The sequence below is a fragment of the Winogradskyella bathintestinalis genome, assembly GCF_030407435.1.
Taxonomy (GTDB): domain Bacteria; phylum Bacteroidota; class Bacteroidia; order Flavobacteriales; family Flavobacteriaceae; genus Winogradskyella; species Winogradskyella bathintestinalis.
On the sequence record NZ_JASDDK010000001.1, the window covers coordinates 625296 to 638660 of the forward strand.

The 13365-nt window shown below is 31.7% G+C and carries 8 protein-coding genes; 3 read left to right on the forward strand and 5 right to left on the reverse strand.

The genetic code is table 11. The annotated features are described in order from the left end of the window. Window positions 1-7: 7 nt before the first annotated feature. The 3 genes from QMA06_RS02480 to QMA06_RS02490 form a co-directional block, all read right to left on the reverse strand. Window positions 8-3121: a SusC/RagA family TonB-linked outer membrane protein gene (locus QMA06_RS02480; RefSeq protein ID WP_290205269.1), complete on the reverse strand. Its 3114-nt coding sequence runs from the start codon at window positions 3119-3121 to the stop codon at window positions 8-10. A 384-nt stretch (window positions 3122-3505) separates the two neighbouring features. Continuing rightward, on the reverse strand, window positions 3506-5176 hold the full coding sequence (locus QMA06_RS02485) for a DUF6377 domain-containing protein (protein WP_290205270.1): 1671 nt from the start codon (window positions 5174-5176) through the stop codon (window positions 3506-3508). 903 nt (window positions 5177-6079) lie between these two features. After that, complete coding sequence (locus QMA06_RS02490) at window positions 6080-6403, reverse strand: hypothetical protein (protein ID WP_290205271.1); 324 nt, start codon at window positions 6401-6403, stop codon at window positions 6080-6082. Between the two features lie 560 nt (window positions 6404-6963). Between QMA06_RS02490 and QMA06_RS02495 the strand changes: the two genes are divergently transcribed. Then, entirely contained in the window at window positions 6964-7926 is a 963-nt protein-coding gene (locus QMA06_RS02495) for a metallophosphoesterase (protein WP_290205272.1), read from the forward strand. A 268-nt stretch (window positions 7927-8194) separates the two neighbouring features. Here QMA06_RS02495 and QMA06_RS02500 read toward each other — a convergent pair whose 3' ends face one another. After that, window positions 8195-10192 (reverse strand): protein-disulfide reductase DsbD family protein, encoded by a 1998-nt coding sequence (locus QMA06_RS02500; protein WP_290205273.1) that lies wholly within the window; start codon window positions 10190-10192, stop codon window positions 8195-8197. Between the two features lie 336 nt (window positions 10193-10528). Then, the gene (locus QMA06_RS02505) at window positions 10529-10711 is read right to left on the reverse strand and encodes a twin-arginine translocase TatA/TatE family subunit (RefSeq protein WP_290205274.1); all 183 of its coding nucleotides are present in this window, start codon (window positions 10709-10711) and stop codon (window positions 10529-10531) included. Window positions 10712-10983: 272 nt separating this feature from the next. On the opposite strand from QMA06_RS02505, the gene QMA06_RS02510 reads away from it, so the two are divergent. Both QMA06_RS02510 and QMA06_RS02515 read left to right on the forward strand, forming a co-directional pair. Then, window positions 10984-11853 carry a M23 family metallopeptidase gene (locus QMA06_RS02510; protein WP_290205275.1) on the forward strand — a complete coding sequence of 290 codons (870 nt, stop codon included), beginning with the start codon at window positions 10984-10986 and terminating at the stop codon, window positions 11851-11853. Further along, window positions 11853-13355 carry a GH3 auxin-responsive promoter family protein gene (locus tag QMA06_RS02515; RefSeq protein ID WP_290205276.1) on the forward strand — a complete coding sequence of 501 codons (1503 nt, stop codon included), beginning with the start codon at window positions 11853-11855 and terminating at the stop codon, window positions 13353-13355. Before QMA06_RS02510 ends, QMA06_RS02515 begins: the two co-directional genes overlap by 1 nt. Window positions 13356-13365: the final 10 nt, after the last annotated feature.

The window sequence follows — 13365 nt, forward strand, 5'->3', positions numbered from 1 at the left end:
CTTTTTTTTAAAATTGTAAATTAATTCCAAGTTGATTTGTTTGGGCCTGTGGATAATAGCCACGGTCTATTCCAAATATTCCCCCACCAATCTCTGGATCGTATCCACTATATTTTGTAAATGTGAAAAGATTTTCAGTAGTAAAATATATTCTAATTCTATCAATTCCGTATTTATTCAATAGATCAGAAGGAAGTGTATAACCAATTTGAATAGTTTTAAACCTTAAATAATCGCCATCTTCAAGATAAAAGTCTGAGGGATTTGAAAAATTGTTATTAGTATCATTTGTTGTTAATCTAGGATAACTGTTAGATGTTCCTTCACCAACCCATCTTCCTAAAGCAGATGTTTGATAATTGGCGTTAGATATATCAAGTCTTCTTAGGCCTTGAAAAATCTTATTTCCTGTAGCACCTTGAACAAATACTAAAAAGTCAAAGTTTTTATAGTCTAAGTTTAAAGTTAAACCAAAAGTGAATTTTGGTATTGAACTCCCAAGAAAATCCCTATCATCAGAATCGATATCGCCATCATCATCCAAATCTTTCCATCTAAAATCTCCAGGCTGCGCATTAGGTTGAATTACAGTTCCTGTAGAATTTACATAATTATCAATCTCTTCCTGATTTTGAAAGATGCCATTGGTTCTAAATCCATAAAATGAATTTACGGGTTGCCCAACTTGAGTTCTTGTTATTGGGAACGTACTAGATTGAATAGTTGCACCGCCAGATAAAAAATCTACACCGTTTCCTAAAAATGTAACTTCGTTTTCTAAATATGAAACATTTCCATTTAGAGAAAGATTTAGATCATTAATTTGTGTATTATAGCCAATTTCTAAATCTATACCTGTGTTTTCCATATCGGCAACATTTCCTGTTGGGCTACCTATTGCACCAACATAGCCAGGAAGTGTAACAGCTTGTAAAATACCTGTAGTTTCTTTTTTATACCAATCAAAGGCAACCGAAATTTTATCAAATAACCTCGCATCAAAACCAATGTTGAGTTGACTCGTTTCTTCCCATTTTAAATCTGGGTTCGAAGGAGCATTAGGACTATTACCAATAGTTACCGAACCAGAAGTACCTATCGTATAGTCTCTTCCACCTCCAATTGTTGATAAATATTGAAAATCGCCAATATTATCATTTCCTGTTACACCATAACCTCCACGAATTTTTAGTTGGTTTAAAATATCATTATCGTTCCAAAAATCTTCTTTAGATGGTACCCAACCAGCAGAAAATGAAGGAAAATAACCATATTTATTATTGTCTCCAAAACGAGAAGATCCATCTCTTCTTATTATTGCTGTAAACAAATATTTTTCGTCATAGTTATAATTCAATCTAGAAAACAATGATGTTACTATATGCTCATTTCCTGTATAAGCAGAAGCGGTAATTTGATCTGTAGGCACACTATAATTGAATGAAGCGTCTTTATAATTATCAACAGGTATATCGAAATATGTTACGTTTGTTCCAGATGATATATTATCAACATAAACACCTTGTCCAAGTAAAAGACTGAAATTATGCTTTTTTAGTTCTTTCGTATAGGAAACTGTATTTTCTAAATTCCAACCAAACCCTTTATTAGTACCTCGAGAAATATTATTTTGTGTGGTTATGGAAGATGCATTTAAATAAGATACAGGCGTAAAGCTTTCGTAACCCCAATATGCCAATTTTCCTCCTACAGTACTTCTAACTTTAAGACCTTCTATAAGTTCTAGTTCTAAATAGGCGTTACCAACAAAATTGTCTGCCCAACCATAATTTCCTAATAAAGTTTGCTGATAGGCTAATGGATTTGACATTTCTTGGGCTACAAGATTAGAAATACCATAAGGGTTTCCATTAGAATCTCTCCAAATACCATTGTTAGTGTAAGGTGCTTGATTTACAAGTATTGGGTCGGTTTCTACGATAGGTGTTAACGGATCTAAATTTATAGCTGAAGCTAATGGTCCTCCAAATTCGCTATTGGTATTCCCTATACCTATATTTTTTTCGTTTGAATACCCAACTGTTTGTCCAAAAGTAAGTTTGTCTGATATTTTATGTGTAGAGTTTAAACGAATATTTTTTCTATTATAGTTAGAAATATCGCTGAGTACAATTCCTTCTTGATCGGTAAGTCCAAATGAAACATAGAATTTAGAAACGTCATTTCCACCGCTTAAACTTAGTTCGTGGCTTGTCCTCTGCGCACCATTATTAAATATTTCATCTTGCCAATCTGTTCCTTCTCCTAAAGCCTCTGGATTGGAAAATAAAATATTGCCACCTCCATTAACCGATTTTTCATTTAAAAGCGTTGCGTACTGTGTAGCGTTTAATAAATCTAACTCTCTTGTAGCGGAAGAAAATCCAGCATATCCGTTGTAGTTAATACTCATCTTCCCAGACTTTCCTTTTTTAGTGGTAATAAGTATAACGCCTGCTGCTGACCTTGCACCATATATAGCTTGAGATGCAGCATCTTTTAAAACTTCTACCGAAGCAATATCTGATTGATTTAAAAAACCAATACCGCCAGCATCTACAACTACACCATCAACAACCCATAATGGCTCGTTATTACCTAAGGTAGTAATACCACGAACCCTTACCGTTGACGACGAACCTGGTTGTCCTGAATTAGCTGCAATTGTAACACCTGACACTCTACCTTGTAAAGTTTGTTCAACTCTTGTTATTGGTAAATCTTCCAATTCACTTTGCTTAACTCCAGAAATAGCTCCAGTTACTACGCTTTTTTTCTGGGTACCGTAACCAATAACAACCACTTCGTCAAGTTTTGCGAGGTCTTCAATTAATATAACTGTCAAATTATCGTTGTTAGTTACAACAATATCTTGCGTCAGATATCCAACATAACTAAATGATAATGTAGATCCAATTTCGGTCGTAATCTCGAAAATACCATCAAAATCTGTTGTTGCACCAATAGTAGTTCCTTTTATAATAATGTTTACACCAGGAATAGGTATTCCTGTTTCATCATTTACAACTCCATTTATATTTATTTCTTGTGCAAAAGAAAACCATGTAGAAATCGTAAATAAAATCACGAATGATTTCATAATCAAATTGTGTTTTTTCATATTAGTTAATTTTAATTTTTCGTTTTTATTTCTCTATTCATTCGAGAAACACTTCATCCTGTTTTGCCACTTTTTCGACAAAACAGAATAATTTGTTTTATAAAAGTTTAATTTAGTTAGTTACGAATCTTTATAACATCTAAATATTTGGAATTATTTAACAAATTAAACGAAGATCTTTTGGTGGTACAATGGGAAGTACCTTTAAAGTAGAATTTTAAATATAAAAAATATAATTAAACATCAGATTACTAGTTTTTTATAAAAAATACCTGTGTTTCAAAAAGTAGTGAATATATAACTGATAAGTGGATTAAAATATCAATATAGGACACTATTGAGTTAATTTATAATATAAAATACTATTAAAAAAGAGGGATTAAGTTATGTAATCTCCTTAACCTTATTTTCAAACTCTTCTCTATTAATAGCTATATTTCTAATCTTAACACGATAGTTATAAATGGTGTTTACAGAATACCTTAGTATTTTTGCGATTTGTGAACTATTTGATATTCCTAATCTGATTAAAGCAAAGATTCTTAATTCTACTGACAAAGAATTGTCCTCTTTTACAACAATTCTTTCATCTTCTTTTAAGAGGGCATTAAAATTTTTAATAAAATTTGGATAAATGTGCAAGAAGGATTTATCAAAATTCTTATAGAATATTTTCAATTCTTCATCTACGATGTTTTTAGTTTTAATAAGTTCTAACAAATCATTTGTTTTATTAGTAACTATATATTTTCGTACTGTTTTTCTGTATGAATCTAATTTATCTATATAATCTGAGTATAAATTTAAAAACGTGCCTATATATTGTTCTTTAATGAGGTCAACAGCTGAAAGTTCTTCATATAATCTTTTTAGATCTTTATTTGTAAAATTTAATTTTTCATTTAATTCACTGAGTTGCATATTGGCAGTTCTCAAATGTTCTCTTCCCAACTTTATCTTCTTGTATTGTTTGAAAATAAGAAATAATGCTATCATTAAAACGCCAGAAAGAACACTAATAAAAATTAGCTGTTTTTTAAGTTTGTTGTTTTGTATTATACTTTCATTCTCGTAAGATTTAGATATGGCTGGTAATACATTAGATATATCTAAAAACCTCAATTTTGAGTTATAAAACTTAGCATCTTCAAAGGAAAAGTCTATATATTTATGTGCTCTTTCAACATCACCTTCCTCAAATAAAATTACAGCCAAATTTGCCATAGAGGCATTATCTTTTACCGATGATTTAATGTCTGAAATGGCAGACAGAATTAAATATTTCTTTTGGTTTAATGTATTGCCATCTAATTCATGGCTCATATAAGATCTATTAAATGCTATCATAGCATATTCTCTAGTTCCCATTTTTGCCAGTGCTAATCTTTGAGCATTTATCTCTAGTGCTTTTTTTGTAATGCCCTCATCTCTATAATTTTGTTCAGCAACTTCTAAATAAAGTTTTGAGTTTTTACCTAGTTTGGATATCTGTGCATCTAAAGAATCTTTATAAGCAAAATACAATTGGTTATATTTATCGCTTATATGATTTACTCTCGAAATACTTCTAAGCTCATAATAGCATCTTTTATAAATGATATAATATTCCCTAATTAAATCTTGTGATAAATTTGACGGGTTAATTTCCTCAAGTAATTTTATAGACTCATCGTACCTACCTGTTGTTGCTAAAAGCTTAGCTAGTCTTAAAGTTATTTCTTGTTTAAATAAATTATTATCTAACTCATTCGCTAGTTTTAAATTCTTTTCTATGAAATTTAAGGTAGCATCGAAGCTATAGTATTCATATTCATCAATTAATCTATTTATTATATAATATTGGTTTTCTAATGAAGCATTAGGGTCTTCGAGTAATATTTTTAAGTTATTAATTCTTTTCTCTTTTAAAAGATCGTAGTCCATTTGTTTTGACATTGTATCTTCTAATACCACAAGCAAGGAATCAATATTTTGGGTGTAAGAAAGAGAGGGTGTAACCAAAAATAATATTGAAAGTACACGAATTAATCTTGATGCTTTTTTTCTTGAAGTCATTAAGGACAATAATTTATTTTACCTCTTGAACAAATATCTAAAAAGTTTTGTTGTAAATAGATTTTTATAAAGCAAAAGCGCTATAAGTCAGACTTCGAGAACTTACAATTTGAAAAAACACACAATTCGTATTCTCCTTTTCGAGTCCATTTTTTGCAAAGTCTTTTCTATCGAACGTTTTTTCTTCTGTAAACTATTCTTCCATTTGGTCTCGATGTCTTTTACCCGGGTGTTTCTCAAGTGATGTTTTAATTAATTCATTTGAAAAATATGATCTTCAAATCAACTGCGTTTAGAGATGAATGATTTATGAAAGATTTCCCATAAACGATTAAATTTACATCTTAAATTTAATTCTTTTGCTTTCCTCTCAATAATAATGGTAGTTCCAAAGCAAAATAATAGTAATTGATATGAAAATTCATCAAACTTAATAAATTTAACAATTTTATTCAATTGTTGTACCTAAACAAAAAAGCCTTTACACGAAATCTTGTTAAGGCTTAGTCCTAAAGACAGGAATTGGCGTCGCCGAGTCCCAGTTTCAGCATTTTGAGAAAAGTCGAAACTTTCGTTTCGACTTTTCATCTGTATTGAAGATGGGACTTGAACCCGTACGTCCGAATGGACATTGAATTATGAGTTCTATATTTTTGGTTCGTTTTCTCTATCATACATTTTAAACGATTTTTTTTATTGTTTCTCTTTTTAGGCTTAAGAAAAGGTGTTTAATTTTGCATTATATTCATCTAAAATCTTTGTCGGTAAAGATTTTAGATAAATTTGAGTAGTATTTAATTTGCTGTGTCCAATGGTAAAGTGAAAAGATTATTACGGACATCATATTTAAAAATGGTTAGTTCGGAATTTTAGACGCTTAAAGTTGTAGTATATGGTAAATATTCATTTAACGATTTTAGATTGCTTTATCACTTCTTCACAAAATAATTCTGAAGACATATCAGAAACCGATCCTTGTCCATCTATTGGTTTTATCCCAAAAGCTTTTCTTTTTCTATTCACGCGATTGGTGTACTCCTGAGACCAAGGATTAGATTTTTCGTATGTCATAAAATCCCATTCCTCACCGAATAAGGCAAGTTTTAAGCTGTCAGCGGAAATGTTATAGGGTACGGATAATTGAATACGTTCTAAATCGTTAATTTCACGGTCTGTTAAATATTCTCTGTAGTCTTCTATGATTTTCTTGATAGTCAATGCTTCCATATTCGATATATTTAAGTCGGTTATAATTTCTTAATTATTGTGTATTCATTATTACATAGAATCACCATAAGTTTAGCATAAAACAATACGATTAACAGTTGTTTGCACACTTTATAATTAAGCATAATTTCAATTTTTTCATAAGGACTTTTGATTCAGAGAATTTAGTGCTAAATGATTTTAAACTTTTAAAACAAGGTGAAAAATTAATATGGATTCTACATTAAATAGGAAGAAATCATATGTCCCCAACAAATGAGCTCATAGCGCTAACACTATCGCTTTTTGTTGCAAATTGCTATCACTTGGTGTACTTCTAAAAAGATAATTAAAGTTAAAATATTATTTGAGATTTATCACCTAATTTTGAGCCCATTTTGATGGTGGTTAATAAGCGTTATATAGACATCATTCTTTTAACGATATAAGAATTTATTTAACAGAAGCTGAGCTGCACGTCAGTTAATGAATCGTTAGAGTTTTAACTTTTAATTATTGTAAACTTATAATGCGATTTAATTATATTTCTAGATTATAGAACTAATAAAAAATTTATAATAATGATTGACTTAATTGGAGACGTGCATGGGCACGCCGACGAACTAGAAGAATTACTTGCCAAATTGGGCTATAGTAAAAAAGACAACTATTATTCTCATATTAATCCAGACAGGAAAGTTTTATTTGTTGGGGATTATATAGATAGAGGGCCAAAAATTAGAGAAACTTTAGAAATTGTAAAGCAAATGGTGGACCATGATAGTGCTATTGCATTAATGGGGAATCACGAATATAATGCACTAACTTTTAACTTCGAAAATCCTGAAGGTGGTCATTTACGCAAACACTCCATAAAGAATATTCACCAACATTACCAAACACTTAATCAATTTCGAACTAGAAAAGAGTTTCCAAAAGGAGAAGAGAAGTATGCTGAATATTTAGAATGGTTTAAAACACTCCCATTATTCTACGAAACAGAATCATTCAGAGCTGTCCACGCATGTTGGGACTATAAAAGTATTGACTATCTCAAAAAGCATTTGAGTAACAACCGGTTAACAGATGATTTAATCCATCAATCTGTAAAGAAAGATACAGCATTGTATGAAGCTATTGAGAATACTTTAAAAGGTAAAGAGTTAAAATTGCCTAATAACGAATTTTTTATGGATTCAGATGGCAATAAACGAGATGAAATGAGGTACAAATGGTGGGAAAATCTTTCTGAGATGACTTATGAAGAAATTAAAATGCATCCCATAACAAATCTTCCTACGGGTACTATTGATTTATCAGAAATAAAAGACAAAAACTATTACAAAAAAGACGATAAGTCCGTGTTTTTTGGGCATTATTGGTTGAGGGTCGAAGATGGGCCGAAACAAAAACCAACATTATTCAGGGACAATATTTGTTGTTTAGATTATAGTGTGGCTAAAAATGGTCATTTAGTAGCTTACAGCTTTGATAATGAGCTTGAGTTGTCTGAGCAAAAATTCACGTGGGTTAAAAAAAAATGAATTCAAATAAATGAAAAGGAAGCTCTGCTTTTAATTAAAATGGAGTTAATCTCATATGTTTTTATGGTTTAAGAATACTATCAATTGTCTCTAATACCAATTAATTATCGATATTTTAAATGATGAGTTAATTGCTTGTGAAGATTAGACCGCAATTGAAAGTTATCTGTAACGGTAAATAAGGTAGGTCTTTAACCACATTACCCATTATCGGATAGAAGGATTATATCCACCTGAAAAATTTATAATTTCAATTTTGAATATATAATTAATCAACTGTTAATTTATTGAAATTTTCCACACCTGTTTTTAGCCATTCGTAATAGACATCCGCATCGGGAGTATAAGCCACGGGTTTTATTAAATTTTCTTCGTCATGATCCATTAAAATATAAAATGGTTGTGTGTTGGCCTTGTATTTAATAGTTTGCAATTCACTCCATTTTTGGCCAATGTATTTAAGTTTCTTTCCAGGTTTTAATTGAGATTCTACAATATCACCTTCAGCCAATTTTCTTTTATCATCTACATAGAGTGAAATTAATACCACATCGTTTTTTAGTATACTCAAAATTTTAGCTTTTGGCCATACATTTTGTTCCATTTTTCGGCAATTTACACAAGCCCAACCTGTAAAATCAATCATTACCGGTTTACCCACTTTTTTAGCATAGGCCAAACCAGTCTCATAGTCATTAAATGCCATAATATCATGCGGAGCTAGTAAATGAGCTCCTTCAGGTAATTCTTCGTGATTTGCTGACGAACCACCGGTTATTTTTGAGTATCCAACTCCATACGGCGATTCGCTATATTCCATAGGAGGAGGAAAAGCACTAATTAAATTTAGTGGTGCGCCCCATAATCCAGGAATCATATAAATTGTGAATGTAGAAACTATTAAGGCCAAACTCAATCGTCCAACAGAAATATGCGTTAGAGGAGAATCATGAGGTAATTTAATTTTTCCGAATAAATACATGGCTAACGCTCCAAAAATAGCAATCCAAATGGCTATGAACACTTCTCTTTCGAGTATATGAAGTTGTAAAACTAAATCGGCCTGCGATAAAAATTTGAATGCCAAAGCCAGTTCCAGAAAACCTAAAACCACTTTCACAGTATTTAACCAACCACCTGATTTTGGCAACGAGTTTAGCCATCCTGGAAACGCTGCAAATAGAGCAAACGGTAAGGCAATAGCTAAGGAAAATCCTAGCATACCTATTATTGGTGCAATCCCACCTTTAGAAGCTGCTTCCACGAGAAGAGTTCCTACAATAGGTCCTGTACATGAAAAAGAGACAATTGCCAGTGCCAGTGCCATAAAGAAAATACCAATGAGACCGCCACGATCAGCTTGCTTATCGACCTTATTGGCCCAAGAATTTGGTAGCATAATTTCGAAGGCGCCTAAAAATGAGAGTGCAAAAATGATTAATAGTACAAAGAATATAACATTAAACCATACGTTTGTAGCCAAGGCGTTGAGTACATCTGCACCAAAAATTGCCGTTACACCTGTTCCCAATAGTACATAAATAACTATGATTGCCAGACCATAAATAATTGCATTTCTAATTCCTGCTGCTCTAGTTTTACTTTGCTTCGTAAAAAAGCTCACGGTCATAGGAATCATAGGAAAAACACATGGAGTTAATAAAGCTGCGAAACCCGAAATAAAAGCCAAAATAAAAATGGTCCATAATCCTTTTTGTGACTCATCTTTACCTTCTGGAGTATAAGTATCCTTTGGTGCTATTTCCGAAAATCCTATACCATTTTTATCATCATCTTGTTCGGAGGACTCAATATTCTGAATATTAAAATTGAGATCAACATACGTTGGAGGTAAACATTTAGAATCATCACAAACCATAAATTCTACTTCGCCTTTAATAACCGAAATTTCATTATTTAAGATTTTTACACGCTGTCTAAATTCTGCTTTGTCTCCAAAGAACTTAATCATCATACCAAAGATTGGATCATCCACGGTATGTCCTTCTTCTTCTAACGTTTTATTTACCAATGTGTAATCTTCAGATTCTACGTAGGTAAAAGTTGTCGGAATAGGCCCGTCATCAGGAACTTCCTGAGAATAGAGATGCCAGCCCGAATCTATAGTGGCATTTATAATTAAATCATATTCCGTTTCTGAAATTTTTTCAGTACTTGTGGACCATTCTACGGGCTCTAAAACTTGAGCAATTGCTGTTGAGGAAGTTAGTGCAATAAGAAAGGCACAAATAAATAATTTCTTCATATTATTTTAGTTAGATGGTTCTTAGGTGTATTACAAATGAAAAGTACTAAATATAAATATCAGTAGGGTTTTTGAGATACATGTTACTTACAAAGGTCAATATCTATTAATGAATAACTATACATTTTTCAATTTTTTTAACTATCGTAAATTTTAATTGGAGGGACATAAAAATTATAAAATTCGCCATACAGAACTTTTATCATTTTCTGAGGTTGCCAAAGATCTTTCAAATCATTTCGGTATGTTATATAAAAAAAGAGGACTTCTAATACTAATTATTTAGAAATCCTCTTTTTTATATGTTTAGAATGAATAAAACCTCAATGCTAGATGTTATTCTTTCTCTTTGCTCTCAGCAGTTTCTTCTTTGCTAGCGTCTTTAAATTCTTTAATACCACTACCTAAGCCTTTCATTAATTCCGGAATTTTTTTACCGCCAAACAATAAAAGAATTGCGAGTCCTATGATAACCCATTGCCATGGACCAATCATTAAAGGTATAATAGTTAAACTCATAATTTTAAATTTAGATTGCAAAGTTAAGTAATTATAGTTTAATATTAGTAATGTTCATCCCATTTTAACTTTGAGAAAATGAAAACGGAATGGTGATTATGATTTCAATAAATATTATAAAATGAAAGTACAACTTTAGCTCGTTTTAAGGTATGGTTGGGACAGATTGGAAAACCGAAATTTAATAATACTGCCTTGTGGCTAAATTGGTAGCTAAGAACTTTAAGAGTTAATCATGGTGCTATTTCACTAATTTCACTAATTTTGTTTTAATGGCAAAAAAGAAAAAAAAAGAAAAAAAATTAGCAAAAAAGCTTTTGCATAAGTACCGTTTGGTCATTCTAAATGAAGATACTTTTGAGGAGCGTTTTGCTATAAAGTTAACACGACTCAACGTGTTTATTTTATCCTCGATTTCTGCTATTTCATTAGTATTCTTTACGGTTCTTCTTATTGCATTTACACCATTAAGAGAATATATCCCTGGGTATTCATCAGCGAAATTAAAAAAGAAAGCCACTATATTAAATTACAAAACCGATTCTTTAGTTCAAGAATTAGAATTAAATAAACGTTATTACGCATCTATACGAAAAGTACTTACAGGGGATGTGACGTCTTCAGAATTTAATAAGGATTCAATTTTAGAAGCGGCTAAAAATGACCTCGATATTTTACAGGTACCAACCAACAGAGAAGATTCTTTGTTAAGACTAAAAGTGGCAAAAGAGGATAAGTATAATCTGTTTGAAGTCTCTGGAGATCAATCTAATTATGTATTATTTCCACCAGTAAATGGTACGATTTCAGAAGGTTATAATTTAGAAGATAAACATTTTGCTGTAGACGTGGTTGTACAAGAAAACACACCAGTAAAAGCAACGGCGGATGGTACGGTTATTTTTGCCGAATGGACTGTGGAAACGGGCTATGTGGTTATTATAGAACATAACAGAGAGTTAATTTCGGTATATAAACACAATTCCGCTATTACAAAAACTCAAGGTGATTTAGTAAAGGCAGGTGAAGTTATCGCCATGTCTGGGAATGCCGGTGAATATACGACAGGGCCACATCTTCATTTTGAATTATGGAGTAAAGGGTATTCTGTGGATCCAACTAATTTTATCAATTTCGAATAATGGCATCATTTAAAGCTGCGTTATCAAAACTATTCGCAAAGTTTATTGCAATGCGAATTCAAAAATGGGCCACCAAACCTGTGGAAACCCAACAAAAGGTGTTTGAAAATTTAATTTCCGAAGCCAAACACACTGCATTTGGCAAGGATCATAATTTTAATGCAATTTCATCTATTGAAGATTTTCAAAGCAATGTACCTATAAGGGATTACGAAGACCTAAAACCTTATGTTGAACGTGTTGTTGCTGGAGATGAAGATATTCTATGGAAAGGAAAACCTACTTATTTTGCCAAAACTTCGGGCACAACCTCTGGTGCAAAATACATTCCTATTACCAAAGAAAGTATGCCAACTCATGTAGAAGCTGCCAGAAATGCTATTTTAATGTACATTCATGAAACTGGAAATTCGAAATTTGTAGATGGAAAAATGATTTTTCTTCAAGGCAGTCCGGTTTTAGAAGAAAAGAATGGTATAAAATTGGGTAGGTTGTCTGGTATTGTAGCGCATTTTGTACCAAAATATCTTCAAAAAAACAGAATGCCAAGCTTAGAAACAAATTGTATTGAGGATTGGGAAACTAAAGTTGAAGCTATAGTAGATGAAACCATAAATGAAGATATGAGCATCATATCTGGAATTCCGTCTTGGGTGCAAATGTATTTTGAAAAACTGATAGAAAAGTCAGGTCAAAATGTTGGAGATCTTTTTAAGAATTTCAATTTATTCATCTTTGGAGGTGTCAATTATGAACCTTACCGAGCTAAATTCGAAAATTTAATCGGTAGAAAAGTGGATAGTATAGAATTGTATCCTGCAAGTGAAGGCTTTTTTGCATTTCAAGATAAACAAGGCGAAAAAGGCATGTTACTTCAACTCGATTCAGGAATTTTTTATGAATTTGTAGAAGCCGAACATTTTTTTGAAAAGTACCCAAAACGTATAACCATTGCTAATGTAAAGTTAAGCGTAAATTATGTGATGATTATCTCTACAACCGCTGGACTTTGGGCATACAATATTGGAGATACCATTCAGTTTACATCACTTAAACCGTATCGCGTGATTGTAAGTGGACGAATAAAACATTTTATCTCGGCCTTTGGAGAACACGTTATAGGAAAAGAAGTAGAGCAAGCTTTAAAGGATGCGATTGAAAATACCTCGATTTCTGTCAATGAATTTACCGTGGCACCACAGATAAACCCTGAGGAAGGTTTACCATATCACGAATGGCTAGTTGAGTTTGAAAACGAACCAGATAATGAACCCCAATTAATTGAAGCTTTAGAAACCTCTTTACAACAACAAAACAGTTATTATTTAGATTTAATTAACGGGAAAGTCTTGAAGCCTTTAAAACTCACAAAAATTAAAAAAGATGGTTTTCAGACGTATATGAAGTCTATTGGAAAATTAGGGGGTCAGAATAAAATACCAAGGCTTTCAAATGACCGAAAAATCGCAGACCGTCTATACGAATTAAATTTAACTAAATAACGCTATATTT

Bases quoted from the DNA above. Each gene is read 5' to 3' on its own strand.
- QMA06_RS02480 (WP_290205269.1), bottom strand. From the start codon at position 3,121: ATGAAAAAACACAATTTGATTATGAAATCATTCGTGATTTTATTTACG.
- QMA06_RS02485 (WP_290205270.1), bottom strand. From the start codon at position 5,176: ATGACTTCAAGAAAAAAAGCATCAAGATTAATTCGTGTACTTTCAATA.
- QMA06_RS02490 (WP_290205271.1), bottom strand. From the start codon at position 6,403: ATGGAAGCATTGACTATCAAGAAAATCATAGAAGACTACAGAGAATAT.
- QMA06_RS02495 (WP_290205272.1), top strand. From the start codon at position 6,964: ATGATTGACTTAATTGGAGACGTGCATGGGCACGCCGACGAACTAGAA.
- QMA06_RS02500 (WP_290205273.1), bottom strand. From the start codon at position 10,192: ATGAAGAAATTATTTATTTGTGCCTTTCTTATTGCACTAACTTCCTCA.
- QMA06_RS02505 (WP_290205274.1), bottom strand. From the start codon at position 10,711: ATGAGTTTAACTATTATACCTTTAATGATTGGTCCATGGCAATGGGTT.
- QMA06_RS02510 (WP_290205275.1), top strand. From the start codon at position 10,984: ATGGCAAAAAAGAAAAAAAAAGAAAAAAAATTAGCAAAAAAGCTTTTG.
- QMA06_RS02515 (WP_290205276.1), top strand. From the start codon at position 11,853: ATGGCATCATTTAAAGCTGCGTTATCAAAACTATTCGCAAAGTTTATT.